Genomic DNA, 25,893 nt, shown 5'->3' on the forward strand with positions numbered 1-25,893 from the left:
TGCGGCTGGCCGGCAGCCGAGCCCACGTAGCCCTGCACCCGCAGGCGGTTGTTGCTGTCCTTGGAAATGTTGGTAATTACCGGGTAGTCGATGCCGCCGTTGGCCTGGCGGTAGGGCGGAATCTGGGTAGTAGGAGTGCCGGCCACGTCCAGCAGCCCGTCGTTGCCCGTTACCCCGTCGCCCTGGCCGTAGTTGGCGTCGCCCCCCACGCGGCCGTTGGGGCCGGTGAAGTCGATGGACAGCAGGCCGGCCGCCCCGGCAATGGAGCCGTCCCCGTTCAGGAAGAGGGCGTTCTGGCTGATCTGCACGTTGCGCTGGCCATAGTTGAGCACGATGCCCGACGACTGGTTGCGGGTTATTACGTTGCGGGTAATCAGGTCGGTGTTGGTGCTGTTAACGGTACCGTTGCGGGCCAGGTAGTGAATGCCCGAGCCCTCCAGGCGCGAGTTGGTGCCGCCCGTGCCATTGCCGCTGATGGTGTTGTTGCGGATGAGGTTGTTGCTGAGGCTGCCAATCTCCAGCTGAATACCGCTGCTGTTGCTGAGGTTGATCAGGTTGCCTTCAATAAGCAGCGGACCTGCCGCCCCGGCATCGCCGATGGAAAGCGCGTCACCCCCGGCCGTCACCTGGCCATTCTGCACAAACTCGTTGTTGCGGATAACAGCCCCGGTGGTGTTGCGGCCCACCGAGTACTTCAGACCCGAGTTGCCGGCGTAGCCAATCAGGTTATTCTGCACGGTGGCCGTGGGCGCGTTCAGAGCCAGTACCACGCCCGAGGTACGGGCTGTGGCGGGCAGCCCAACGGCCGTAGGCGTGATGCCCAGGGCATTGCCTTCCAGCAGAATGCCGTTGCCACTCATCTGAACGCTCGTAGCGGCCCCGTGCACCGACAAGCCGCGCAGGGTGCTGGAGTCGGCGGCCATAATCAGGGCGGTGCCCCCGGTCAGGGTTACGCCCAGCTCCACCTCGGGGCCGTTTACCTGGCTTAGCGGTAGGGCATCAGTGCCCACGGTACCGCCCGTGCCGAGCAGTACGGTATTGGAGTTGCCCACCAGCGTGGTTTGGGTGGTGCCATCGAGTACGGTGCCGGGCCCCGTGATGGAGGGCAGCGCCGAGGCCGGTGAGTACCGCGCCACACGCTGGCCGGTAGAGCCCGTGAGCTGATCCGTGAGACCCGCCCGCAGACCGGGGTGCGCCTGTCCGTCCGGAATCATGAACAGGGAGGTTTCGCGGCGGGCAGCGCGGCCTTGCTGCCGGAGTGTAGTGTTATCCAGGGCGTTGGCATTCAAGATAAACTGCCGCAACGAGCCCTGGCCCGCATCGTTGACGTTGGTAATGACGTCGAAGTTAAAGCCGAAATCTACCCCCGTAACGGCGGTAGTGCCCGTTACCGTCACGGGAGCTAGGCTGTGCGGCGTAAGGGAAGCCAGGGTATTGGCGCTGCCCACGGTGAATGATGATGTGGTATAGGTGGTGTACGAGCCCTGGGGTGGCGTCACAATAGCCACCTGAGTACCGTTCACCAGCACCTGTACGCTCTGGTTGTTGGTAGTGCGCTGGGTCGACTGAAACCGGATGGTGTAGGTACCCGGAGCCAGTACCAGAGTCTGCTGTGGGGCGCCCTGGTTTTGGATGAAGGCTACCTGGTCGCCCGCTCCGGCCGGAGCCGTGGAGTTGAAGCCGCTACCGTTGGCCGCAATACCCGAGCTATTGAGAAATTCCCAGTCACCACCACTGGTATTATAACTGAAGTTAGTGCCTAAGTCAGGGGTTTCGAAGCTATTGTTGAGCACCGCACCGGCCACGACAGCGTTGCTGCTGTTAAGCACTTGCACCTGGTCAATAAACGCGGTGTTGTCGCCGCTGGAGCTCACGCCTTGAAAACGCAGCAGTACTCCGCTGGCTGCGTTGGCGGGCCCGTCGGCCTGGGCAGGGTTTTCACCTCCCACCCGGTTGCCATCTGCCGCGCCGTTGCGCACTATAAAGGTCTGCACCGGTATCAGTGCTGCTGTGCTGCCTGTGCGCGTGGAGCGCACCGTGCTGCTGACTACCCGCACCTGGTAGGTGCCGGCCGCCAGACCGGTAAAGGAATACTGCCCCAAGCTGCCGGCGGCTGTGCTGGTGGTGGTAGAGGTCAGGAAGTTGCCAGCGGCATCGTAAAGCTCTACCGTGGCGGCCGTTGCCAAGGGTGTGGCCGAACCCGCACGGACGGCATTGGCCGCTGCCAGGCTGCGGCCGGCACCTCCGCCGTAGTTGAGGTCCTCAAACAGAGTGCCGCTGATGGATTGAGCCTTGCCAAAGGTAGGCGCAGCCAACAGTCCGGCCACGAGAAACAGGCGGAAATGTGTAGTCATATTAATGAAGCAAAAAGACCAGCCGTGATGGCAGGCTTCAGCTTACATGCCTCTGCACCACACTACCACGCGTCAAAGGTAGGGGGCGACCACAGAATCATTTGATTCTTTTTGGGAATATTCCGGTTTCAGGAGATTATCCGCCCGGCTTACTTCGCCCGGTGAATGATGGCCACACTCACCAAGATAATTACCATGCCCAGCAGGTGCCAGAGGTTGAAGTTTTCCCCGTCGAGTAAGCCCCAGCCCAGGGCCACCACGGGCACCAGGTAGGTGTTGGAAGAGGCAAACAGGGCCGTGGAGCTTTGAATAAGCTTGTTGAAGAGCACCATGGCTACGGCCGTGCTCATGGTGGCCAGCAAAGCAATGTAACCAAAGGCCGCCCAGGCTCCCGGCACGTGCTGCAGCTTGTGCACGAACTCCGTGCCCAGCAGCAGAAACGCCAGCGCCGGCCCCCCAATGAACAGCAGCAGCAACCCCGTCACAGCCAGTGCCGGAATGCCCTGGAAGTAGTGCTTGATTACATTCACGCTCACGCCGTAGCCCAGCGTGGCCAGCACAATGTAGAGGCCGTACCAGGCATTGCTTTCACCCGAGGGCGTGGCGTCGCCGCCGCTGCCGCCCAGCAGCATCAGTACCACCGTGCCCAGCAGCCCCAGCCCGATGCCCAGTACCCGCAGGCCCGTGAGCCGCTGCCCGAAAAAGGCCGCGCCCACCACCAGCGTAAACACGGCCGTGAGGGCGTTGAGCACGCCCGCCAACCCCGAGGCCAGCCGGGTTTCGGCGTAGGCAAACAGGAAGGCCGGAATGAGGGTGCCCACCACGCCGCTCAGCAGCAGCCACTTAAAACGGCTGCGGTCCACCCGGGCCACGTGCCGCAGCGCAAACGGCAGCAGCAGCAGGGCCGCCACGCTTACCCGCGCCGCCCCCAACTCCAGCGCCGAAAAAACCACCAGCCCCTTCTTCATCAGAATAAACGATGTGCCCCAGATGCTGGCCAGCACCAGCAGCAGCACCCAGGCCGAAGCCGGCGTGCGGTGGGGCGGGGGCGGAGCCACAGGGGGCACTTCGGGTGCGGCCGTCACGGCCGGGGCAGGAGTAGTGGTGGGCATAGGAGTGGGAAAGATGCAGGAAAGAGGACAAACAGATAAAAACTGTCATCCTGAGTGGAGCGAAGGGCCTTATCACGTTGAGACGATGGATGTAACAACGTGATAAGGCCCTTCGCTCCGCTCAGGATGACAACGGGATACTCAAAACAATACCTACCAGTGCTACCCTACCAGCATCGGCTCGGCGGCAATGATTTCGTCCATGATGGCGTGGATTTCCAACGGGTCGTTGCTGTCCACGAGGCGGGTGCGCCACTGGCGGGCACCTTCCAGGCCCCGGAAATACTGGGCGTAGTGGCGGCGCATTTCAAACACACCGGCCCGCGGGCCCTTCCACTCCAGGCTTTTCTCGAAGTGCATGCGGCAGGCCTGCACGCGCTCCTCCACGGTGGGCGGGGGCATCAGCTGGCCGGTGGCGGCGTAGTGCTTCACCTCCCGGAAAATCCAGGGGTAACCGATGGCCGCGCGGCCAATCATCACGCCATCCACGCCGTAGCGGTTTTTGTACTCCACAGCCTTCTGGGGCGAGTCGATGTCGCCGTTACCGAAGATGGGGATTTTGATGCGAGGGTTGTTCTTGATGCGGCCAATCAGGTCCCAATCGGCCTCGCCCTTGTACATCTGCACGCGGGTGCGGCCGTGTACCGTGAGGGCCTCAATACCAATATCCTGCAGGCGCTCGGCCACGTCCTCCACGTTCTTGGTGGAGTCGTCCCAGCCCAGGCGGGTTTTCACCGTTACAGGCAGGTGGGTGTTGCGCACCACGGCGGCCGTCATTTCCACCATCTTCGGGATGTCGCGCAGCAGGGCCGCGCCGGCTCCTCGGCAGGCCACCTGCTTCACGGGGCAGCCGTAGTTGATGTCGATGAGGTCGGGGCCGGCCTCGGTGCTGATACGGGCACATTCGCCCATTGTCTCCACGTCGGAGCCAAACAGCTGGATGCCGATGGGCCGCTCGTAATCGAACACGTCGAGCTTCTGGCGGCTTTTGGCAGCGGCCCGGATGAGGCCTTCCGAGGAAATAAACTCGGTGTACATCAAATCGGCCCCGCCCTGCTTGCACACGGCCCGGAACGGCGGGTCCGACACGTCCTCCATGGGCGCGAGCAGCAGCGGGAAATCGGGCAGAGCAATGTTACGGATGTGAACCACGGCAGGCTATTCTAGTATTTTGCGCAAATTTACGACAATAGGATTTAGTGCCTGGGGTATAGTGCCGGGTGCCTAGGTCGTTCAATAACTGCGCACCGTTGGTTTTGCCGGCCACTACGCACTAAAATCCAAGCACTAAGCACTAAAACGCCATGAAAGGTTTCGTTTCCAGTAAGCTGCACCCCCTGACCAACATCGGGCTGCTGCTGCTGCTGCTGCTGGCTACCTTCTGCGTGGGTAGTTTTCTGGTGATGGTGCTCAACTCCCTGTTGTTTGGAGTGGGCATGCAGGATATGGGCAACGTAACCCAGCGCCCGGCCGATTACCCCAACGGCTGGGCCGTATCCATGCTCAGCCAGGGCGTGCTGCTGCTGGGCGGATTGGGCGGCGCGGCCCTGGCCCTGGCGGCCCTCACCGGCAACAAGCTCACCGATTACTTTATACCCCGCCGCCCGGTGCCGCTGAGCTGGCCCGTGCTGGCCGGCCTCATTATTGTAGCCAGCCTGCCCGCCATGTCGGTGCTCATTGCCTGGAACGCCAGCTGGCACCTGCCGGAATGGGCCACGGCCAAAGAGGCCCAGGCCACGGCCATCCTGAAAACCCTCACTAACTTCTCCTCTCCGCTGCGCTTCTGGGTGGCCGTGCTGGTGATGGCCGTGGTGCCGGCCGTGAGCGAGGAGCTGTTTTTCCGGGGCGTGCTGCAGCGTAACCTGGTGCAGTGGCTGGGCCGTCACGGCGGCGTGTGGCTGGCGGCCATCATCTTCAGCGCCATTCACATGCAGTTTCAGGGGTTCGTGCCGCGGTTTGTGCTGGGGTTGGTACTGGGCTACTTGTATGAGTGGAGCCGTAACATTCTGGTGCCCATGGCGGCTCACTTCGCCCAGAATGCCTTTCAGCTGGTGCTGCTGTACGTGCAGCAGCGGCAGTGGACGGCCACCGAATTCGACCCAGATTCTACGGAGGTACTGCCCTGGTACTGGGTGCTGCTGTCGTTAGGGCTGTGCGCGGCCGGGCTGTGGTACCTCTACCAGCAAACCCAGGCTCCGCGCCCCGATGAGCTACCCACCGAAATGCACACCCTGGGCAGCCGTGGCGTGGCCGTGCGCCGCGCCGATGCCCCAACTCCTGCCGCCCGCACCCTCAGCCACGACGGCGTGGACGCTACTAAAGCCAGCTAGCTGCCCGTTTTGGTTGGCTTTCTCCCTACTCTCTCTTTTTATTTTCCGTTGACTACCTCTCCCGCCCCCACGCCCGCTACCACCGAACCGCCCGCCGATAAGCCCGGCATGTCCAATCTGTCCCAGCGCATCATCTTCGGGCTGATTGGGGCCGCCCTGCTGCTGGGCAGCGTGTGGTACAGCGCCTGGACGTTTGCCCTGTTCTTCGGGGCCGTGCAGATGCGCATGCTCTGGGAGTTCTACCGCATGATGCGGCAGGCGGGCTACAAGCCGGCCGCGCTGCTGGGCGGGGCTATAAGTGCGCTGATTTTTATTGGTGTGCTGGGAGTAGTGGTGGTGAATAATGTAAATGATTCCATTGGGCAGGGCATGCACTACTTGGTAGGTGATGCCCACTCAGCTGGTATCATTCTGACTGGTATTCTATTGCTACTACCTACCATCCTCATCCTGCGGGAAATGATGGCTTGGCCTCGTGAAAATCAGCAGCTTGCACCGTTTGCAAACGTGGGTGTGGCCCTGCTGGGCCTGCTGTACGTGAGCCTGCCCATGAGCCTGCTGAGCGTAGTCGCCTTCACCGAAACCGGCTATGATTACCGCCGCATCTTCGCGCTGCTGCTGCTGGTGTGGGCTTCCGATACGGGAGCTTACGCAGCCGGCAAAACCTTCGGCAAGCATAAGCTGGCTCCCAAAATCTCGCCTGGTAAAACCTGGGAAGGCGCTATCGGCGGCTTCGTGTTGACGCTGGTGGTGGGCTGGGGCCTAGGCTATTTGCTGCCTGAGCTGTCCCTGACCTACCGGCTGGTGGCGGCCGGCGCAGTGGCCGTGTTCGGGCCGCTGGGTGATTTGGCCGAGTCCATGCTCAAGCGTAGCGTGGGCGTGAAGGATTCCGGCCGCATCATGCCCGGGCACGGCGGTCTGCTCGACCGGTTCGATGCTTTCCTGTTTATTCTGCCGGTACTGGCGCTGCTGCAACTGCTGTTTGGTTAGGCCCCGGCAACGGGTAACCTGCTGACTATCGGGCGACTTTCCATCAAAAGTCGCCCGATTCTTTTATGGCAGAAAACCGGCGGCTGCATTGCGAAGAATAGCAGAAATAGAATAATTAAATACTAAACTTCCCGGTATTTCGCACGGAGTTTGCTACGCCGCTAACGCTGCCGCCGGCTGCTAATGACTCCAACGCAACGGCCGTGCCGCGTATGCAGTAAACCGCTTACCTTTGACCACCCAAAATTCCCGCTTCCGGCCGGCTTGCCCACCATTCCGGCCGAGGCGTTCATTTCCTCAACCCACCCCAACCCCACCTCCGTATGGCTGCCACCACGGTGTACAAAGAACCGGCTCCCCGCGTGGATGCTGAGAATCCCCTGGAATCGATGATGTCGCGCTTCAACGTGGCCACCGAAATCCTCGGCCTCGATGAAGAAACCTACGACGTACTGAAAGCGCCCGACAAGCAGATCATCGTGCACATTCCCGTGACGATGGACAACGGCAAAGTACGCGTGTTCGAAGGCTACCGCGTGGTGCACAACACCATTCTGGGCCCCTCGAAAGGCGGTATCCGCTACGATAAAAATGTGCACCTCGACGAGGTAAAGGCGCTGGCCGCCTGGATGACCTGGAAGTGCGCCGTGGTAGATATTCCCTACGGCGGTGCCAAAGGCGGTATCATCTGCGAGCCAACCAAAATGAGCGCCGGCGAAATCGAGCGTCTTACCCGGGGCTACACCCTGGCCATGAAGGACGTATTCGGCCCCGACCGTGACATTCCGGCTCCCGACATGGGTACCGGCCCCCGCGAAATGGCCTGGCTGATGGACGAATTCAGCAAAACTGTGGGTGCTACCTCGCCCGCCGTGGTAACCGGCAAGCCGCTGGTAATGGGAGGCTCGTTGGGCCGCACCGAGGCTACCGGCCGCGGCGTAATGGTGTCGGCACTGGCCGCCATGAAAAAACTGGGTATGGACCCCGCCCAGACCTCGGCCGCCGTGCAGGGCTTTGGCAACGTGGGCTCCTGGGCGGCTAAGCTGCTGAGCGAACAGGGCGTGAAAATCAAGTGCGTATCCGACGTGTCGGGCGCGTACTGGAACGAGAATGGCATCAACATCGATGAGGCTGTAGCCTACAAAAACGCCCACAGTGGCCGCCTCGACGGTTTCACCGGTGCGACCCTGATGGACAACGCCGACGACCTGCTGACTGCTGATGTGGACCTGCTGGTGCCCGCCGCCGTGGAGGACGTCATCACCGAGCACAACGCCCACGATATCAAAGCCAAGCTGATTGTGGAGGGTGCCAACGGCCCCACCTCGGCCTCCGCCGACCCCATTATCAACGAGAAAGGTATTATGGTGGTGCCCGACATCCTGGCCAACTCAGGCGGCGTGACGGTATCCTACTTCGAGTGGGTGCAGAACCGCCAGGGCTTCAAGTGGAGCGAGGAAATGGTAACCGAGCGCGCCGACCGCATCATGAACGATGCCTTCGAGAAAGTGTACGCTACCAGCCAGAAGTACAACATCCCGATGCGCATTGCCGCCTACGTGGTAGCCATCGATAAAGTAGCCCAGACCTACAAGTTCCGCGGTGGCTTCTAAAATCAGTAGAAAAGGAGTTAGGAGCTGGAGAATACGGGAATGTCTGAGTGAAGGACCGAGGTAGCAGCAGGAGCATTGCTGCACACTTTCTGCTCCTGAATTCTAACTCCTGCCGTCTGCCTCCTATCTCCTAACTCCTCCTTATATTTGCTTTTGAATAGCCCGGGCCGGTGGCTCGGGCTATCTTTATGCCTGTTGTGCCCGGTGCACAGTAGAGCAAACGCAGGGGCAGACGAGTACTTTTATTTTTGGAAAGTCGTCTGAATCAGCGAAATCAACGTAATCAGCGCAAATCTGCGATACATGAAGATCCACAAAGAAGGACGACGAATTCTGTTCTTTACCCTGTTGGCCCTGTTGGCTGCAAACCTGCTGCTGTTCCGCTATAATGCCGAAAACGATGGGGTGAACAAGGTGTTTGCCGGTATTTCCGTCATCGTGTTCCTCACGCTGCTGCAGTTTTTCCGCAGCCCGGCCCGCCGCCTCTTCACCCATGAGGACCTGGTTATTGCCCCGGCCGATGGGAAGGTGGTGGTAATTGAGGACGTGCACGAACCGGAATACTTCGACGACGTGCGCAAGCAGATCAGCATCTTCATGTCACCGATTAACGTGCACATCACCCGCAACCCCATTTCGGGTATCGTGCGCTACTTCAAGTACCACCCCGGCAACTACCTGGTGGCCTGGCACCCCAAAAGCAGCACCAAAAACGAGCGGACCACGGTGGTAGTAGAGTCGGAAGCCGGCCCGTTTGTGCTGTTCCGGCAGATTGCCGGGGCTATGGCTCGCCGCATTGTATGGTACGTGAACGAGGGCGACGAAGTAAGCCAAGGTGAGGAGTTCGGCTTCATCAAGTTCGGCTCACGCGTGGATATTTTTGTGCCCGTGGATACCGAAGTGAAAGTGCAGATTGGCGAGAAGGTGAAAGGTGGCCAGACCATTATTGCCCAGCTCAAAACCGACGCGCCCAGCCTATTCTAATCACGGATTTAGATGAATGTTGAGGAGTACGCGGATTCGTTCCGCTCTTAAACAGCAACGGCCGCTCCGGATATCCGGGGCGGCCGTTGCTGTTTAAGAGCGGATATCGGAGTTTCAGCTCACCGGCTGCGCTACCTCCGAGAGGCGGTAGTGCAGCAGCGTCATGCCATCGGGCCAGGTCTGGGTACGCAGCAGCTGCAGCGGCTGCGTGTGCTCCTGGTGGCGCCACAGCGGAATGCCGGCCCCGATCAGGCGCGGCACTACGAACAGCATCAACTCATCTACCAGCCCTTCGGCCAGCAGGGGCGAGGCCAGCGTGCTGCCCCCGATCAGCCAGATGGTGCCGCCGGGCTGCTGGCGCAGCTCCCGCACAAAGCGGGTCGGGTCGTCGGTGATAAACTGCACCGAGGGGTGAGCCGCTTCGTAGGGCGGGCGGCGGGTGAACACGTAGTTGGTGAGGGTAGGATAAGGCCACTCGCCGAAGGTGGTAATCTGCTCATAGGTGGCGCGGCCCAGCAGCGTGGCATCGGCGGTGGTCAGAAAGTCGGCGTAGCCATAATCCTCGCCGGGTGGCGGGGAAGGGAGCCACTCCACCGAGCCATCGGGCGAGGCGATGTACCCGTCGAGGCTGGTGGCAATGTAGAGAACAACTTTACGCATGTGAAAAGTGGTGGGATGGTTGGGTGGGAAAGAAGCGGAACGGTAAACGGTACCAGTCGAAACAGGTAGAAGCTGCATACGGCAGCCTAAGGCCATCGGACTGCGTGCGGTGGCCCCGGCCAGAGAAAACGGTGCCGCAGCTACGGGTAACTGCCTGACTACTTGGGTTTCTATAGCGGTGTAAAATACAACATCTTTCGCCCCCGCAAATACCCCAGGATTGCCTACTATTGGGGCATGGATGCTGCCACGTTGCTCACCACCATTCTGCAGTCCCGGAGTTCGGCAGACGTATTCAGCCGCCGCCGCTACCGCCAGCAGTACCTGGCGTACCTCAAGCTGCTGCACCCCGATGTGTGCGCCCTACCCGGAGCCGCCGATGCCGTAGCCCGCCTCAACAGGTACGCCGAACAGCTGAAAGCCCTGGACACGGTGGAAGACGATGCCGGCCTGATTCGGCGTCTCGATGAGCGCACCCTGCGGCTGGAAGGCGACCCTGACTTATTGAGGACTTCGGAGCAGCACTACCGCCGGCTCATGGCCCTTACCGATGATGCGGCCCGCAACTTTCAGCGCTACCTGCCCACTCGCCTGGAGTGGCAGCCGACCGGGTTGGTAGCCAGCGCACCGCACTATCTGCTCCCGCTCAGTGGCCTCACTCTCGCCCCCGAGCACGTGGCCTGGGTAATCAGCCGGGTGCTGGAGTTTACGGCCTGGCTGCACCAGATGGGGCTGTGCCACGCGGGCTTCAACCCAGAGTCGGTGTGCGTGGTGCCGGAAACCCACGGCATCGTGTGCCTCTCTTTTTATCACCTCACGCCGCTGGGTGCGCCGCTGCGCACGGTGTCGGGACGGTACCTGAACTGGTACCCGCCGGCCGTTTTCAGCCAGAAGCAGGCCAGCACATACCTCGATGTGGCGCTGGTGCAGCGCACGGCGCTCTACCTGCTCGGCGACCCTTCGGGCCACGGCGTAAAGCTGAAAAAAACCGTAGATGAGCGTCTGATTGACTTTCTGCTCACCCCGCATACCAACGCCCTGCATACCCTCCACGAATACCGGCAGCTGCTCACCCGGATTTTTGGGAAGCGCCAGTTTCACCCATTGGAAGTGTAGGCTTCTCCGAACGAAAACTCACTATTTCACCATCTCACTATTTCTCCTTATGGGCTACACTCGCTGGTCAGACGACGCGTACGAATACCTGCGCGACTCCCGCTCCAACTCGGGTACCGACGACATCTTCGCCAATAACCGCCTAGGCCGCGCCGATGCGCGCATGCTGCCTCACGGCGTGAAATTCCGGGAAAGCCGCGACTCCGACATTCACCCCGAATCGTTGGCGGTGGCCGTATTTCTGGACGTGACGGGCAGTATGGGCCGTATTCCGGAGGTGCTAGTGCGCGAGAAGCTGGGCGCGCTCATGAACACGCTTATCGACCACGGCGTGGCACATCCGCAGATTCTGTTCGGCGGTATCGGCGACCATATTTCCGACCAGTATCCGCTGCAGGTAGGGCAGTTTGAAAGCGGCACCGACGAGCTGGACCAGTGGCTGACCGGGCTGTATCTGGAAGGTGGCGGTGGCGGCCAGAGTATGGAGTCGTACACGCTGGCCTGGCTGTTCGGGGCCCGGCACACCTCACTCGACTGCTTTGAGAAGCGCGGGCAGAAGGGGTTCCTGTTCACCATCGGTGACGAAGCCTCCTGGCCCACGCTGGAGAAAAAAGCCCTGCAGGCCCTCATGGGCTACCCCGAAGCCACCGACCTCACCGACCGGCAGTTGCTGGAGGAAGTGCAGCGCAGCTACCACGTCTTTCACATCCACATCAACGAGGCCTCCTACAAAGACGACCCCAAGGTACTGGGCTATTGGAAGAAGCTGCTAGGTGAGCGGCTCCTCATCCTCAACGACTACAACGCCCTGGCCGAAACCATTGCCGCCACTGTGGCCGTCATTCATGGTGTGAAGCTGAGCCAGATACTATCTTCCTTCGATACGCAGACGGCCGGCACGGTGAAAGATGCGCTGGTTCACGTGAGCTCCGCCCTCACCACCACGCCCAAACCCGCTAGTGGGGGCAGCCTGCTCAGCCGGATTTTCAAGCTGTAAAAACGCCGCCGCCTGTCATCCTGAGCAGCGTGAAGGATGACAGGCGGCGGCACATCAACTACTCCGTTACTCCGCTACTCAGTTACTCTTTTCATGCCGGAAATACCCGTTTGGGTGGTGGTGGGCCTGGGCTTCGGCGACGAAGGCAAGGGTCTGGCCACCGATTATCTGTGCCGGGAGCTGCCTGGGGCATTAGTGGTGCGCTTCAACGGCGGGCCGCAGGCGGGTCACACGGTAGTAGCCGCCGATGGCCGGCGGCACGTGTTTTCCAGCTTCGGGGCCGGCACGCTGCGCGGCTGCCCCACCTACTGGTCGAGGTACTGCCCGGTGGCCCCGGGGCCGATGCTGCGCGAGTACGCGGCCCTGCGGGAGCTGGGCGTGCAGCCCCGCCTGCTGCTGGACGGCCGCTGCCCCGTCATCACACACTATGATGTGCTCTGGAATCGGGCGCAGGAAGCGGCCCGGGGTGCGGCCCGCCACGGCAGCTGCGGCCTGGGGTTCGGGGCCACCATCGAGCGGCAGGAAACTACTCCGCTCCGCCTGTATGCGCAGGATCTGGCGTTTCCGGAAGTGTACCAGCACAAGCTGCACCAGATTCGGGCGCACTACCGCAGCCGGTGCCAGCAGGAAACCAGCATCCCCTTCGACCAGCTCGACCACGACGCGGAAGACCAGCGCTTTGTCGACTACGCCCGGCAGCTGCAGGCGCTCCGGCAACAGGAGGCGGTAGAGCTGGTGCAGGAAGCTGAGGTATTGGCCCCGTTAGCGCCTTGGCCGGCGCTGGTGTTTGAGGGGGCGCAGGGCGTGCTGCTGGACCAGGAGTTTGGCTTATTTCCGCACGTGACGCGCAGCTACACCACTTCCCGCAATGCGCTGGAGCTGCTGGCCTGGCACCGGCCGGGGGCGGCGGCGCGGGTGCTGTACGTGTCGCGGGCCTACCACACCCGGCACGGGGCCGGCCCGCTGCCCCACGCCGACGTGCCGGTGCCGCTCATCCACCACGAGCAGGAAACCAACCAGTTCAACGACTACCAGGAACATTTCCGGCGGGCTCCGCTGTCGGTGAACCTGCTGAACTACGCGCTGCAGTGCGACGCAAATTTCTCCGCCGGCCTCGAAAAACACCTGCTCCTGACCTGCCTCGATCAGCTGCCCGATGGCCGGATTCCGGCTTGCGTGGAAGGGCAGCACCGGCCGTTGGCGGCCACTGAGCTGGGAGGTTTACTCGATGAAGGTCTGGCCAATTACGTGTTCAGCTATGGTCCCTGTGCCGACGACCTGCCGCCGCTGCCTACCTTTGCTGCCCGGTGACAAAACCGGCCGCTACCGGTTATACCCACCGGACGGTCCTGCGCCGTTATTCCTATTGCTTCTTTTCTCACTCGCATGGCCGAAGAACTGCACCTCGATACCACCCTCAGCAAAGCCGAGCAATACCGGCAACTACTGCCTCAGATTGAGGCCCTCACCACCGGCGAGCCGGACTTGGTAGCCAATCTGGCTAATACCGTAGCCGCCCTGCGCCAGGCCTTCGGGTTCTTCTGGGTGGGCTTCTATCTGGTGAAAAACGATGAGCTGGTACTGGGTCCGTTTCAGGGGCCCATTGCCTGCACCCGCATTCGGCATGGCAAAGGAGTATGCGGCGCCAGCTGGGCCCAGGCTGCCACGCTGGTGGTACCCGATGTGGAGCAGTTCCCCGGCCATATTGCCTGCAGCTCCGACTCCAAATCCGAAATAGTAGTGCCTGTGCTGAAAGATGGCCAGGTAGTGGCCGTGCTGGATGTAGACAGTGACCAACTCAACGACTTTGACGAAGCCGACCAACAGGCCCTGGAGCAGCTGATGCCCCTGGTGGCTTCCTGGTTCTAACCGGCCCGATATGGGCGCAGCAGGCCCGCCACTCTTCCGTCCGGAAGAGCGGCGGGCCTGCTTTTTATTCGAATGGTTGACAAAAACAGCTACCAGAGCCGGGTATCGTGGAGGCCGGGCGGCAAGGGCGGCAGCTCACTGAAACCCAGCACACACCAGCCTGCTGCAATGCCAAAGCAGCCGCCATTCAGCACGTAGCTGATCCAGCGCGTGGTTGTTCGGCCGCTGTACTGCTCATTTTCGGGCTCGTATTCGCGTAGCACCACCATATCCCCAACCCGGAAATACCGGTCGTTTTCACGGACATCGAAAGGCTTAGTGCCGTTTTCAACCGCCGCGAAGCAGGCGGGCCATACGTTCAGTTCGTGTGTGCCGGGCACTGACAGCACAGCAGTGGTATGAGGGGCAGTGTAGTGGTAGGGCATGATGTTGAAGGATAAGGCCGCCGGCAGGCAGCGGCAAGTAACAGCGTTGCACCTCCGCCAAGTGGAGACATGACAGGTAGTGCGCCACCACCCAGGTTGGCAATAGAAGATACGGTAGTCAGAGGTATCGTGTTATAAATGAGAGAAGTAAGCTACGGCTTGCGCTGCCGGGGATACAGGCTGCCCGATAGGGTACAGCCTGTATCCCCGGCAGCCTGGTCCGCACTGAGCTCAACAGCACTGCTACCGCCGAAGAGAGTTGCTTCACGGCCTATGATGTCATATCAGGACCCGGTCGCGCCAGGCGACGGATCTGGCGGGTAGCTTCCGTATCAGCAAGCCACAACGAAAAAGGCCAGACAATTCCGAAGAATCATCTGGCCTTTGTAGGTAGCGGGGACTGGACTCGAACCAGTGACCTTTGGGTTATGAGCCCAACGAGCTACCAACTGCTCCACCCCGCACTGTTTGGTAATACAAATGTACAAGCCTTTTTGACAAACGTAGCATTTGGGGGTGCAAAAATACTGAAATAGTTGGCTACTGACTGATTATCAGGAGTGAAAATTTTGGCTAAGGCGCTGAAAAAGAAGAGCGGGGTATAGAATTTAGGGTTTTTACCTCTTCCAAAAAATGCTTGTCGTAAGGTAAACCATTGTTTCGTTCTATTACCTGCAACCAACATCTGCATGACTACGCTTTTCCACACTTCCCTCCGTTGGGGCGCGGCCGCTCTGCTGGCCGGCACTACCCTGGCCGCCTGCAACACTGCCCAAACCAGCGAATCGGATTCCGCCACCACGGCCACGACAACTGATTCGATGGCCACTGCCCCGGCTGCTCCGGCTGGTCCTACTCCCATCCGGCCAACGGGTCCGGCCCCGGCCTGGGCTACGGGTATCAAGCCTGAAATGCAGGCCGTTATCGAAACCCTGGTCAGCCTGGGAGGTAAGCCTATTGAAACGCTTTCGGCCCAGGAAGCCCGGCAGCAGCCCACCCCGGCCGATGCCGTGATGAAGCTGATGCAGACCAACAACATGCCAATGCCACCCGTAACGGCCGATACCATGAGCCGGATGGTGATGCCCGGCGTGAAAGTGCGCATCTATACGCCCAAGGGTGCAACCGGAACGCTGCCGGTAGTAGTGTACTACCACGGCGGTGGCTGGGTAATTGCCAACCTGGATACGTATGATGCCTCGGTGCGCGGGCTGGTGGAAAAAACCGGGGCCATCTTTGTGTCGGTAGCCTACCGGCAGGCACCGGAGCACAAGTTTCCCACGGCGCACAACGACTCGTTTGCGGCATATCAATGGGTACTGCGCAATGCGGCTTCCTTTAAAGGTGACCCGCAGAATGTAGCCGTAGTGGGCGAAAGTGCCGGCGGCAACCTGGCTGCCAGCGTGAGCATGATGGCCCGCGACAAAAAGGTAACAATGCCCAAGCATGAGGTACTAGTGTATCCCATTGCGGGCTACGATATGAATACCCCTTCGTATCAGAAAAATGCTCAGGCCAAGCCCTTGAACAAGCCGATGATGGCATGGTTCTTCGACAAGTACCTGCGTAACGCCGCCGATGGCAAGAACCCGATGATTTCGCTGGTGAATGCCAACCTGAAAGGCCTGCCTCCCACCACCGTCATCACCGCCAGCCTTGACCCCCTGATGAGTGACGGACAAATGCTGGCTGACAAGCTGAAAGCTGCCGGCGTAGCAACCAAATACCAGAACTTTGACGGCGTAACTCACGAATTCTTCGGTATGGCACCACTGGTGCCCCAAGCTTCCGAAGCGCAGGATCTGGCGGCTGGTGAACTGAAAAATGCGCTGATGAAATAAGCTTCAAACCGTAGCTTGTTAAAAGCCAGAAGTGAGCCGTTCGTGCTGAAACCCCACTGGGGCATCGGCACGAACGGCTCACTTCTGGCTTTTAACAAGCTACCCCTTACGTTATAAATCCTAAAACCGGCTGGTTATACCGAAATGGATTTTGCCGGAGCTGAGTGAAAAGCCCTGCTGCTGACTACGGCCCAGCGCATACACAAACTGAAACTGGCCGGCTCCGGTCCGGAAGCTGAGGCCGGCCCCCACGCCCGTGGGCGAATCCTTCGGGTAGGGGTCGTTGGGAATGTCGCGGCGCAGGTAGGCCTGGTCAGCAAACAGGAACACGTACGTATCGGGGCCGGTGAACTGGCGGAACTCGGCCGTGCCTACGGCGTACTGGCTGGCGTAGAAGTTCAGCTCATTAAAGCCGCGCAGGGTAGCCAGGCCACCTAAACGGAACAAGTCATTCAGAAACAAGCGGTTATTAAGCAGGGCCTCGCCGCGCAGGCGGGTCAGTAGTACGCCCTGCCGGCCTACCTGGAAATAATACTCGGCCCGTAGCCCCAGCGTAATCTGGCGGGTGGTGAGCGGCACACCATCATAGAATCTCTCCTGCAGATCCGGGTTCTTGCTGATGCGCTTGGTGCCAATGGCACCCTGGGCACTGGCCAGCAGCCCTCGGCGCGGAAAGTACGGGTCGCTGAGCGTGTTCCAGGTATAGTTGAGGCCGTAGGAAGCGTAGCGGCTATCCACATTTTCGGGCAGGGCCGTGGCTTTCTTGAGCGAAGCCGAAATGAGCCGGGAGTTGCGCCACTCGGCAAACACGGCCAGCCGCCCGGCCAAAGCGGTAGGGTAAGCAAACTGCAGGCGAGGCCGGGTATTCAGGAACAGTGTATCCTGTTTCAGCAGGTTGAAAGAGCCGCTTAGCTCCAGGGGTGTCCCGAAAAAAGCCGGGTGCACGTATTGGCCGTCCAGCAACTGGGAGGTGGCGTCCAGTTTGCGCCATTGAATCCCCACGCCCTTGCCGCCCCCATTAATGTTGCGCAGGTTCAGGGTAACGTCGCCGGTTATCTGCACACGCTTCTGGCCAGCCAGTGGGTTGGAGTTGGGCAGCACCCCCACAATGGCATCAAACTGATTGGCGGTCCGGTCTTCGAGTAGAAAATATACCCGGGCGCGGCCCCGGGCAAACCGTACTTCGGGCTCGGCTTTCAGCTGCAGATACGGTAGCTGGCGCAGCCGGCGGGCGGCCTCCTCCACGCGCTGCTGGCTGTATGGCTGCTCAGGCTCCAGCTGCAGATAATCAATCAGGAAACGGGCGCGGGTTTTGGTTTTGCCGATGATCTGCAGCGAGTCGAATACCACGGGCGGGCCCCGGCGCAGCACTACGCGGCCGGTTACCTCGGTGCTGGTGAGGGCCACGGAATCCAGCTGCAGCGTGGCAAACGGGTAACCCTGGTTTTCGGCTTCGTGCAGAATGTTCTCTTGTAGGCGGGCCCACTCCTGCGGCCGCAGGGGCTGCTGCCGGAAGAGTTTGTCGCGGAAGCCGGCGCGGGTGAGCAGCCCGTCGCCGAGGTTGCCGTTGCGCAGCCGGGCCCATCGGAACGGCTCGCCCACAAACAGCTGCACCTGCAGCGTATCGTGGTGCCAGCGCAGCTCGTCGACGGAGGCAGTCAGGTACGCATCGGCCTGCAGGGCCAGCACCAGGCTGCGTACTTCGCGCAGGGCGGCCAGGGAGTCGGGTAGGGTAGTGCGGTACCGATAGGGCCGCAGCACAGCCCGGTCAGCGGCCTCCGTGCGGAGCTGCAGTGTTACCGGGTGCACCGGCCGTACCGGCGGCGGAGCCTTGCGGCGGGCCGAATCGGGCGGGGCAACGCTGGGAGCCGCTGAAACCGGGGGCGCGGCGGGGTTGAGCGGAGTAGTGCCCTGCGCCCTGGCCGCCGGGCGGAGCAACCCGCTCAGTAGTAGTATCCAACAGAAAACGAAGGCGCGGGCGTACATTTGCAGTCTGAAACGCGAAACCCCGCGTTTAATTTCCCGAAAGTAGCGTTTCCTGTTGCGGTGGCCGTTTGCCGGGGCCGGAAACCCGCTGCTGACACCCCTTCCCCATGGCCGGTCTGTATCTTCATATCCCGTTCTGTAAGCAGGCGTGTCATTACTGTGACTTCCACTTCAGTACCTCCATGGGCCTGAAGAGCCGGCTGGTGGATGCCCTGGTGCAGGAAATGGCGTTGCGCCACTCGTATCTGGGCTCTGAGGCTACGCTGAATACCATTTACTTCGGGGGCGGCACTCCTTCCCTGCTTACGGCGGCAGAGCTGGATACGCTTTTCACGGCCATTCACCGCCACTTCCGGGTGGCGCCCGATGCGGAAATTACCCTGGAAGCCAACCCCGACGACCTCACAGCCGACAAGGTGCGGGAGTTGGGGGCGTCCCCCATCAACCGGCTCAGCATCGGGCTGCAGAGCTTTCATGAGCCCCACCTGCGCCTGATGAACCGCGCCCACTCGGCTGAGGAGTCGGGGGCGGCGGTACGGCGGGCCCAGGAGGCCGGCTTCGAGAATATTTCGGTGGATTTGATTTACGGCGTGCCGGCCCCCGACCACCGCATCTGGGAGCAGGATATGGCGGCGGCCTTTGCGCTGCAGGTGCCCCACCTGAGCTGCTACGCCCTCACCGTGGAGCCCGATACGGTGTTTGGCCGGCAGCTGAAAAAGGGCAAGTTTCCGGCCATGCCCGATGAGTTTGTAGCCCGGCAGTTTGAGCTGCTGCTGCAGGAGCTACCGCGTCACGGTTACGAGCAGTACGAAATCAGCAACTTCTGCCGGCCCGGCCGCGAGTCCAGGCACAACTCGGCGTACTGGCGCGGGGTGCCGTACCTGGGGCTGGGGCCCAGTGCGCATTCCTTCAACGGCCACAGCCGGCAATACACCGTGGCCAATAACTCGCAGTACGTGACGGCGGTGCTGGACCAGGGGGAAGTGCCCGCTACCGTGGAGCACCTTTCGGCCCGCGACCAGGCCAACGAATACCTGATGACCAGCCTGCGCACAGCTCAGGGCTGCAACCTGGCCCATCTGCGCGACGCGCTGGGCGTGGATCTGCAGCAGGAAAAAGCCGGGTACCTGCAGCAGCTGCAGCAAACCGGCCTGGCTCAGCTGCAAAACAACCAGCTCCGGCTGACGGACGCCGGCAAGCTGCTGGCCGACCACATCACGCTGGAACTGTTTCAGAGCGAGTGAAACAACGCCGGCAGGAGGGCTTTGCGAAAGTAAACGCTCGGGGTATCGGCTTTTCTTCTTTCTTTGAAACAGCTAACCGGCTGTTGACTGCTGCATTGCTCGTCGTGCGGCACGCCGTGAAACAGCCGCTGTTTAGGCAACTCTATGAGTATGAGACGACTGATTGATGCCCTGGCCGACGATACGGATTTCTTTATAGAACAGGTCCGGATTACGGCCATTGTATTCGACAATTCCGACGACGTAACCATCTGGGCGACGACCTATTTCGACCAGGAAGCCCACTTTTTTCATCTGGGGCTGCCGTTTCAGCAACTGGATCTGCTGTTGCGCCTGGCCGGTAGCCGGGCCGAAGCGCTGCAGGAGGATGTGGCCGATGCTTTGGCTACCGTGCGCGACTGGCCCTGCCTGCTGGAATATAACAACGAGGCCAATCCGCCCGTGGCGCTGCCCAACGTGGCGCTCAAACTCTCCTGCACCTACCCCGCCGATTTGTTTGAGGATGAAGAGGATGCAGAAGAGGATGACACGTTCGATATCAGCATGAACGCTGACAGTGAGGAAGCGGAGGACTATGAATCCGGCCAGCCGCACAACATCTTCTACCTGGAAGACGTGTTCCTGCGCATCGAGCCGTGAGGCCGGAGTGATGAATTATGAGCGTTGAGTTATAAGTCAACTGTACTATATCAGCGGCTGTAAAGGCCCATAACTCAACTTTCACAAGTTATCATGCACACACTATGTTCTACCTGATTCCGGGTTTGGGGGCCGATGAGCGGGTATTTCAGCGGCTGCAGCCGTTGCTGCACGGCGAAACCTGCCTGCTTCCCTGGCTCACTCCGGAACCTAACGAGCAGTTGCCACACTATGCGGCCCGTATGGCCGCAGCCATTCCGGCGGAGGCCACCGGGTTTCTGGTAGGAGTATCGTTTGGGGGCGTGGTAGCCTTGGAAATCAGCCGGGTGCGGCCGGGCCTGCGGACGGTGCTCATCAGTAGTATTCCGGATGCCAGCTGCCTGCCTCCGCTGCTGCGGCTGGTGCGGGTTTCACGGCTGTACCGCGTGTTTCCGCCGCAGTGGCTGAAGCTGTTCCCCCGGGCCGGGCAATGGTACTTCGGGGTGCGGAATGGGCCGGAATACCGGTTGTTTAAGCAGATTCTGCGGGATATGGAACCGAAGTACACCCGCTGGGCTGTGGCCAGCCTGCTGCACTGGGACAGTACCAACGTGGGCCGCAGCATTCAGATTCTGGGTACCCATGACCGGGTATTTCCGCCCGGCCCCACGCCCGTGGAGTACCTCATTCCCGGCGGCGGCCACTTCATGGTGCTCAGTCACGCTGAGGAAATCAGCCGGATTCTGAATAAGCTTGCTGATGAGAAGTAAAACGACCTGCCAGACTTAGTATGCAGGTATTAATCAGCAGGCTACGAAAACGTCATTCCGAGCGAAGCCGAGGAATCTCGCGTGCTGACGTCAGGATTACTTCTACAACGTCAGCACGCGAGATTCCTCGGCTTCGCTCGGAATGACGTTCTTTTACCTTACCACCTACCACCTCACCAACATGCTCGCCACCTATCCATACCAGGGCCGCACATTTTCCTTCGACCCGGCTGCGCCGCTGGATATTTCACTGCCCTTAGCTCCCGGCGAGCAGCAGGTGAACTGCTTCTGGGCCGAGCCGGTGCAGTTCGAGGTGATTCGGGTGGGCAGCTTTGTGGGAAGTGTGGCCTTAGGCGGTAGCACCAACTACCAGCGGGTGCATCTCACGCCCCACGGCAACGGTACGCATACGGAGTGCTACGGCCATATTTCGGCGGAGCCCACAGCCACCCTGAACCGCTGCCTGCGGCGGTTTCTGTTTGTGGCCCGGTTGGTATCGGTGCAGGCCCGCCCCCAGCCCAACGGCGACGAGGTGGTGCTGCTGAATGATGTGCGCCGGGAACTGGACGGCGGCTCCGAGGCAGCCATACGGCCCGAGGCGGTGATACTGCGCACCCTGCCTAACCACCGCGCCAAGCGCACCCGGCACTATTCCGGCACCAACCCCACGTACCTGGAGCCTGCGTTGGCAGAGTATCTGGCTGATAATCACATAGAGCACCTGCTGCTTGATCTGCCCAGTGTGGACCGGGAAGAGGACGGCGGGCAGCTGCTGGCCCATCACGCGTTCTGGCAATATCCCCAGGCTACTCGTCAGGGGGCCACTATTACGGAGCTGATTTTTGTGCCCGATGAAGTAGAAGACGGGCTGTATCTGCTGAACCTGCAGGTAACCAGTCTGGAGCTGGATGCCAGCCCCAGCAAACCGATACTCTACGCACTCCGGCAGGCCTAGAGGGTGGCGTACCGCTCCCACAAAAAAAGCCGTTGATACAGCAACGTATCAACGGCTTTTTGCTGCGGCTCCAGGGCCGTGTATTGGCTAGTTCAGCCACACGGTCAGGAGCATTTCAAAGCGGTGCGGGCCGTAGGCGTTGTAGTAGGGGGCTTCGCCTTCAAAACCCAGCACGTGCACCAGGGGCATGCCCTCAGTGCGCGAGTCTACCACGCGCACGGGATACAGGCGGCCTTCCTCGGGCCAGTCGCCCACATGGTTGTAGGGGCGTTGGCCGGCATCTACACAACGGGCATAATCAACAAAAGGAGCGTGGCGGGTAGCTTCCGCCAGCGTCAGGTTGGCAACTTCGTATTTGGGCATGATGGGCTGTTCTACAAAAAAACTGCTGGGATGATTCCCGGCAGGCGCGAAAAGTTGTCAGCTTCAGGCGCTTAAATCAGTTCTAGAGTTTGAATTGCAGACTCACTTTCACCCCAAAGGTACGGGCCCCGGGCGAGTTTCGATACGTGAGGCGGTGCAGGAAATCAACGCGCGCCACCCGCAGAATGTTCTCTACGCCGTAGCCAATTTCAGCGTACGGCAGCCGGCCTAGGCTGCGGAAGGCGGGTAATGGTCCCCCATTCACGGGGTCTTCCTGGGGGATAATACGGCGGTTGGCCTGGCTAACGCCGCCCCACAACACATTGCTGGTGGCTACCAGGCGCCAGTTGAGCTGCTTGATGGCGGGCAGGGAGTTGAGCAGGAATCCATCAAACTGGTTTTCAACCCGCAAGGCCACATACCGGTCACTCACAAACTCAAAGTAGCGCATCAGGTTGAAGGCCCCGGCATTGTAAAATGGCGACTGGTTACCCAGGTGGGTTTTAAGCACTGGGTAGGGCACCGTGCTCGGAATGTAGCCCGCGTCGAGGCGGTAATCGAGGCGGCCCAGCTGGCCCAGGCGCAGGCTCTGGTCGATGAGCAGGTTGAGCTTATGGTAGCGGAAATCGGAGCTGAGCACCTTATCTACCCCCAACGTGTAACGCACCGTAAACACCGGCCAGCGCTTCAGGCCGATGGCGGTGCGGCGGTTCTGGTTGTTCTGCACCAGCACCTCGTCGCGGGCATAGCGTGATTCCACCACAATTTCCGACAGATCAAACTGGTCATTTGTGGGGGCACCGGGCTCAAACTCGCGGGTGTAGTAAGCAAACGGGTACAGCGGCCGGAACTGCTGGTGCCGCAGTATCACCCGCTGCGTGAAGCCCCGGAACAGGTCCGACTGCAGGCTGAGGGTGGTCAGGTCACGCATCAGGGGGCGGCTGCCACTGATGTTGCCCAGGCGGGCCGAGGCTTCAAACAGCGGATTGTCGAGGGCGTAGTCGTTGTCCAGTAGGGCCACCTGGTCCAGGTCGTGGCGGTGCTCGAAGTTGGTTACCGTCCAGTGGCGGCGGTCCAGTACCCGCTGCACGCGCAGGCCATATTTGAAGCGCCCGTCGCGGGTGCCATAGGCCAGATACGTGCGCAGCAGCCAGTCGCGGCTCCACTCGGGGATAGTCCGGAAGCCGGCCCGCAGACGGTGCCCCTCAATGTTGTTGAAGCTATAGGTGGCCAGCAGCGGCCCCAGGTCCACCTTGCCCGTGCGGTAGTAGCCGTTCACGGCAATATCGGCCAGCTCCAGCACGGAGCGCACGGCCGGCAGCTGACGCACGGTATCCAGCACCAGCATCGTGGCCTTCTCCTGCTGGCTCAGCGTATCGGGGCGGTGCTGCTCGAAAAAGCCCTTGGGTACCTCAAACGCATCGGCCGCCGTCTCCAGGGGACGGTCGTAGAACGGCAGCGGCTTGGGCTGATTCGCCTGAAAGTTGGAGTTGATGATAGTGAGCCGGGCCAGGATGCCGGTACTGCCTTTGGTGGGCTTGATGCCGATAACCACGCGCGTCTGGCGGGGCAGCCATTGGCCGGCCGGGGTTGGGGCCATTTCCTGCCGTACCCGCACCTGCTCAATAAAGTTGAGGTTGGCCTCCGGGCTAACCGCAAGGTCCAGCTGTTTCAGCGCGTACGTGTCGGTGGTAATCCAGATGGTGCCCACGAAGGCCAGATCCTGGGGGCGGCGGGGCTGCACCCCAATGCGGTAGCAGAAGTCGGAGCCTACCAGCACGGAGTCCTGCAACTCATACTCATAGGTGAACTTCCAGCCGTCGGCAATGGGTGAAATAAAGTCCTTTCCCAACAACTGCTGCCAGTTGCGGTAAAAGTCCCAATCCTGAAACGATGAGCCCATAATCTGCGACACCACCGAGCCCTCCCGGGGCGTGGCGCCGCGCATCTGATTGCGCTGCACTTCCTCCCGCTTGCGCAGCGGGTCGTTAAGCTGGTAGAAGTGGGAGAGCACCTCGGAGGCGAAAATGGGTACAACGGCCTTGCCGTTGGCGTCGCGGGCAATACCTAGGCTGTCGGCCACCTGCGTAAGCTGGCGCAGGGCTTTGCGCCGGCTCACCACATCGGGCAGGTTGTTGAGGGCCACTTCGGTGCGGCTGTAGCTGTCGAACTCGAAGGCCGTGAGGGTGCGCTTATCGTTGCGGGGCTTCTGCTGCTGCACCCGCCGCAGAATGCGGTACGCGGGATTCTCACGGGGCCGTACCACTACCTCGCCCAACGACACGGAGCCGCTGCCCAGCGTGAAGTTGACGGTTTGCGGACCGGCCGTACCCGTTACCCGCTTTTTTTGGGTGGCAAAGCCAATTGCCGATGCCGCCAGGGTATCTACCGGCTCTGGTACGGTTAGCTGGTAGCGGCCGGCCTCGTCGGCGGTAGCGCCCTGGCTGGTGCCCCGTACAAAGATGGAGGCAAACGGAACCGGCTTACCAGTGCCCGCTTCAGTTACCCGCCCGCTGAACACGATGCGCTGGGCCCGGGCTGCCGGAACGCCGACGAGCAGAAGCAGCAACAGCAGCGGGTAAAATGGGCGCATAGCGGGAACAATCGGAATGGGGCGCAGTAGGGCAAACTATCTGCAGTAAGATACCGAGCGGGAACCGGAAAACCGAACGGGCCCGCGGCTACTAGCCGGTTGCGCTTACTTCGGGCATTCTTCGCGGGTGAGGGTTTCGTTGATGTTGATAGCCGCCGCGCTGCCCTCGGCCGCCGCCAGCAAGGCTTGCTGGGTGCCGGGCGTGGTGTCGCCGGCAGCATAGAGGCCAGGTACGGATGTCTGCTGTTTTTTATCCACCCACACCGCGCCTTTGCTGTTGCGGCGGCAGCCCAGCTGCTCAGCCAGGGTGGTGCGTTGGTGCTGGTGAGCATGAATGAATACGGCCGTGCGGGCCAGCTTCTCACCCGATTCAAACACAATGTGCCGCAGTTCACCGGCTTTGGTGCCTTCCAGACGGATTACGGGCTCTTCCCGCACCTGAATTTTCTGCCGCCGCAGGCGTCGGCGGGCGTTGGCCGTGAGGTAGGCGGGGTCTTCCACGCAGGCCACCACATCGGGGCTCCAGCGGCTGACCAGAAGAGCCAGTCCGGTAACCAATTTGGCCCGCCCGTACACAGCCAGGGGCTGGTTGCGCACTTCCCAGCCATGACAGTACGGGCAATGCAGTACGCCACGTCCCCATAAGTCGCGCATGCCATCAATGGGGGGCAATTCGTCCTCTACGCCGGTAGCCAGCAATACCTTACGGGCGGTAAACATACGGGTATGGCCGGTTTCTGCCTCTACGGTCAACTGAAAATACCCGGTCAGTTCCCGGATGCCGGTAACTCTGCCTGCCGCAAATTCCACGGAATCATAAGGCAGCAGCTGTTCCCGACCCAGGCGCAGCAGCTCGGCGGGCTTGGTGCCGTCGCGCGTCAGGAACCCCTGCACAGCGGGGGAGGGGGCATTGCGGGGTGGGCCGCCATCCAGCACCAATACCTGGCGCAGACACCGCCCCAGCACCAGCGCCGCGCTCAGGCCGGCCGCGCCGGCTCCTACAATAGCAACGTCAACATCAGTAAGGGGGCGGCTGGGTACGCGGTGGCGAACAGGATTCATCAGGAGGGGAG

General features: G+C 61.0%; 22 protein-coding genes and 1 tRNA gene. 13 read left to right on the top strand and 10 right to left on the bottom strand.

Going from position 1 to position 25,893, the window contains the following annotated elements; genetic code table 11:
- The 3 genes from EI291_RS00005 to dusB all read right to left on the bottom strand — a co-directional run.
- The coding region (locus tag EI291_RS00005) for a right-handed parallel beta-helix repeat-containing protein (RefSeq protein ID WP_148103357.1) at nucleotides 1-2,354 on the bottom strand (2,354 nt) is incomplete at its 3' end.
- Between the two features lie 149 nt (nucleotides 2,355-2,503).
- Complete coding sequence (locus tag EI291_RS00010) at nucleotides 2,504-3,466, bottom strand: DMT family transporter (protein ID WP_125417222.1); 963 nt, start codon at nucleotides 3,464-3,466, stop codon at nucleotides 2,504-2,506.
- Between the two features lie 162 nt (nucleotides 3,467-3,628).
- Entirely contained in the window at nucleotides 3,629-4,618 is a 990-nt protein-coding gene (gene dusB, locus EI291_RS00015) for a tRNA dihydrouridine synthase DusB (protein WP_125417223.1), read from the bottom strand.
- A gap of 152 nt (nucleotides 4,619-4,770) precedes the next feature.
- Between dusB and EI291_RS00020 the strand changes: the two genes are divergently transcribed.
- The 4 genes from EI291_RS00020 (at nucleotide 4,771) to EI291_RS00035 (ending at nucleotide 9,383) form a co-directional block, all read left to right on the top strand.
- Nucleotides 4,771-5,796 (top strand): CPBP family intramembrane glutamic endopeptidase, encoded by a 1,026-nt coding sequence (locus EI291_RS00020; protein WP_125417224.1) that lies wholly within the window; start codon nucleotides 4,771-4,773, stop codon nucleotides 5,794-5,796.
- A 48-nt stretch (nucleotides 5,797-5,844) separates the two neighbouring features.
- Nucleotides 5,845-6,786 (top strand): phosphatidate cytidylyltransferase, encoded by a 942-nt coding sequence (locus EI291_RS00025; protein WP_125417225.1) that lies wholly within the window; start codon nucleotides 5,845-5,847, stop codon nucleotides 6,784-6,786.
- 323 nt (nucleotides 6,787-7,109) lie between these two features.
- Complete coding sequence (locus EI291_RS00030; protein ID WP_125417226.1) at nucleotides 7,110-8,399, top strand: Glu/Leu/Phe/Val family dehydrogenase; 1,290 nt, start codon at nucleotides 7,110-7,112, stop codon at nucleotides 8,397-8,399.
- A 303-nt stretch (nucleotides 8,400-8,702) separates the two neighbouring features.
- Nucleotides 8,703-9,383 (top strand): phosphatidylserine decarboxylase family protein, encoded by a 681-nt coding sequence (locus EI291_RS00035; RefSeq protein ID WP_125417227.1) that lies wholly within the window; start codon nucleotides 8,703-8,705, stop codon nucleotides 9,381-9,383.
- Nucleotides 9,384-9,497: 114 nt separating this feature from the next.
- On the opposite strand, the gene EI291_RS00040 is transcribed toward EI291_RS00035, so the two are convergent.
- Nucleotides 9,498-10,043: a dihydrofolate reductase family protein gene (locus EI291_RS00040; RefSeq protein ID WP_170172433.1), complete on the bottom strand. Its 546-nt coding sequence runs from the start codon at nucleotides 10,041-10,043 to the stop codon at nucleotides 9,498-9,500.
- A 237-nt stretch (nucleotides 10,044-10,280) separates the two neighbouring features.
- Here EI291_RS00040 and EI291_RS00045 point away from each other — a divergent pair, with 237 nt between their 5' ends.
- From EI291_RS00045 to EI291_RS00060, 4 genes are all read left to right on the top strand, one after another.
- Nucleotides 10,281-11,159: a hypothetical protein gene (locus EI291_RS00045; protein ID WP_125417229.1), complete on the top strand. Its 879-nt coding sequence runs from the start codon at nucleotides 10,281-10,283 to the stop codon at nucleotides 11,157-11,159.
- Between the two features lie 49 nt (nucleotides 11,160-11,208).
- Complete coding sequence (locus EI291_RS00050) at nucleotides 11,209-12,156, top strand: hypothetical protein (protein ID WP_125417230.1); 948 nt, start codon at nucleotides 11,209-11,211, stop codon at nucleotides 12,154-12,156.
- 93 nt (nucleotides 12,157-12,249) lie between these two features.
- Nucleotides 12,250-13,467, top strand: coding sequence for an adenylosuccinate synthetase (locus EI291_RS00055; RefSeq protein WP_170172434.1), 1,218 nt, complete (start codon nucleotides 12,250-12,252; stop codon nucleotides 13,465-13,467).
- Nucleotides 13,468-13,542: 75 nt separating this feature from the next.
- Nucleotides 13,543-14,025 carry a GAF domain-containing protein gene (locus EI291_RS00060; protein WP_125417232.1) on the top strand — a complete coding sequence of 161 codons (483 nt, stop codon included), beginning with the start codon at nucleotides 13,543-13,545 and terminating at the stop codon, nucleotides 14,023-14,025.
- Nucleotides 14,026-14,114: 89 nt separating this feature from the next.
- On the opposite strand, the gene EI291_RS00065 is transcribed toward EI291_RS00060, so the two are convergent.
- On the bottom strand, nucleotides 14,115-14,450 hold the full coding sequence (locus EI291_RS00065; protein WP_125417233.1) for an ASCH/PUA domain-containing protein: 336 nt from the start codon (nucleotides 14,448-14,450) through the stop codon (nucleotides 14,115-14,117).
- 391 nt (nucleotides 14,451-14,841) lie between these two features.
- A tRNA-Met gene (locus EI291_RS00070) sits at nucleotides 14,842-14,914 on the bottom strand.
- 225 nt (nucleotides 14,915-15,139) lie between these two features.
- On the opposite strand from EI291_RS00070, the gene EI291_RS00075 reads away from it, so the two are divergent.
- Nucleotides 15,140-16,291, top strand: a complete 1,152-nt coding sequence (locus tag EI291_RS00075) for an alpha/beta hydrolase (protein WP_125417234.1) — start codon at nucleotides 15,140-15,142, stop codon at nucleotides 16,289-16,291.
- Between the two features lie 120 nt (nucleotides 16,292-16,411).
- Here EI291_RS00075 and EI291_RS00080 read toward each other — a convergent pair whose 3' ends face one another.
- On the bottom strand, nucleotides 16,412-18,277 hold the full coding sequence (locus tag EI291_RS00080) for a BamA/TamA family outer membrane protein (RefSeq protein WP_125417235.1): 1,866 nt from the start codon (nucleotides 18,275-18,277) through the stop codon (nucleotides 16,412-16,414).
- Between the two features lie 107 nt (nucleotides 18,278-18,384).
- Here EI291_RS00080 and hemW point away from each other — a divergent pair, with 107 nt between their 5' ends.
- The 4 genes from hemW (at nucleotide 18,385) to EI291_RS00100 (ending at nucleotide 21,864) form a co-directional block, all read left to right on the top strand.
- Entirely contained in the window at nucleotides 18,385-19,521 is a 1,137-nt protein-coding gene (gene hemW, locus EI291_RS00085) for a radical SAM family heme chaperone HemW (protein ID WP_125417236.1), read from the top strand.
- A gap of 150 nt (nucleotides 19,522-19,671) precedes the next feature.
- The gene (locus tag EI291_RS00090; RefSeq protein WP_125417237.1) at nucleotides 19,672-20,160 is read left to right on the top strand and encodes a hypothetical protein; all 489 of its coding nucleotides are present in this window, start codon (nucleotides 19,672-19,674) and stop codon (nucleotides 20,158-20,160) included.
- A 104-nt stretch (nucleotides 20,161-20,264) separates the two neighbouring features.
- Nucleotides 20,265-20,909, top strand: a complete 645-nt coding sequence (locus EI291_RS00095) for an alpha/beta hydrolase (RefSeq protein WP_125417238.1) — start codon at nucleotides 20,265-20,267, stop codon at nucleotides 20,907-20,909.
- 142 nt (nucleotides 20,910-21,051) lie between these two features.
- The gene (locus EI291_RS00100; protein WP_317127635.1) at nucleotides 21,052-21,864 is read left to right on the top strand and encodes a cyclase family protein; all 813 of its coding nucleotides are present in this window, start codon (nucleotides 21,052-21,054) and stop codon (nucleotides 21,862-21,864) included.
- A gap of 87 nt (nucleotides 21,865-21,951) precedes the next feature.
- Here EI291_RS00100 and EI291_RS00105 read toward each other — a convergent pair whose 3' ends face one another.
- The 3 genes from EI291_RS00105 to EI291_RS00115 all read right to left on the bottom strand — a co-directional run bounded on the left by EI291_RS00105 (nucleotide 21,952) and on the right by EI291_RS00115 (nucleotide 25,882).
- Nucleotides 21,952-22,227, bottom strand: coding sequence for a hypothetical protein (locus EI291_RS00105; protein ID WP_125417239.1), 276 nt, complete (start codon nucleotides 22,225-22,227; stop codon nucleotides 21,952-21,954).
- Between the two features lie 82 nt (nucleotides 22,228-22,309).
- Nucleotides 22,310-24,820, bottom strand: coding sequence for a DUF5686 and carboxypeptidase-like regulatory domain-containing protein (locus EI291_RS00110; RefSeq protein ID WP_125417240.1), 2,511 nt, complete (start codon nucleotides 24,818-24,820; stop codon nucleotides 22,310-22,312).
- Between the two features lie 105 nt (nucleotides 24,821-24,925).
- Nucleotides 24,926-25,882: an NAD(P)/FAD-dependent oxidoreductase gene (locus tag EI291_RS00115; protein ID WP_125417241.1), complete on the bottom strand. Its 957-nt coding sequence runs from the start codon at nucleotides 25,880-25,882 to the stop codon at nucleotides 24,926-24,928.
- Nucleotides 25,883-25,893: the final 11 nt, after the last annotated feature.

The sequence above is a fragment of the Hymenobacter rigui genome (assembly GCF_003944715.1).
Lineage (GTDB): Bacteria > Bacteroidota > Bacteroidia > Cytophagales > Hymenobacteraceae > Hymenobacter > Hymenobacter rigui.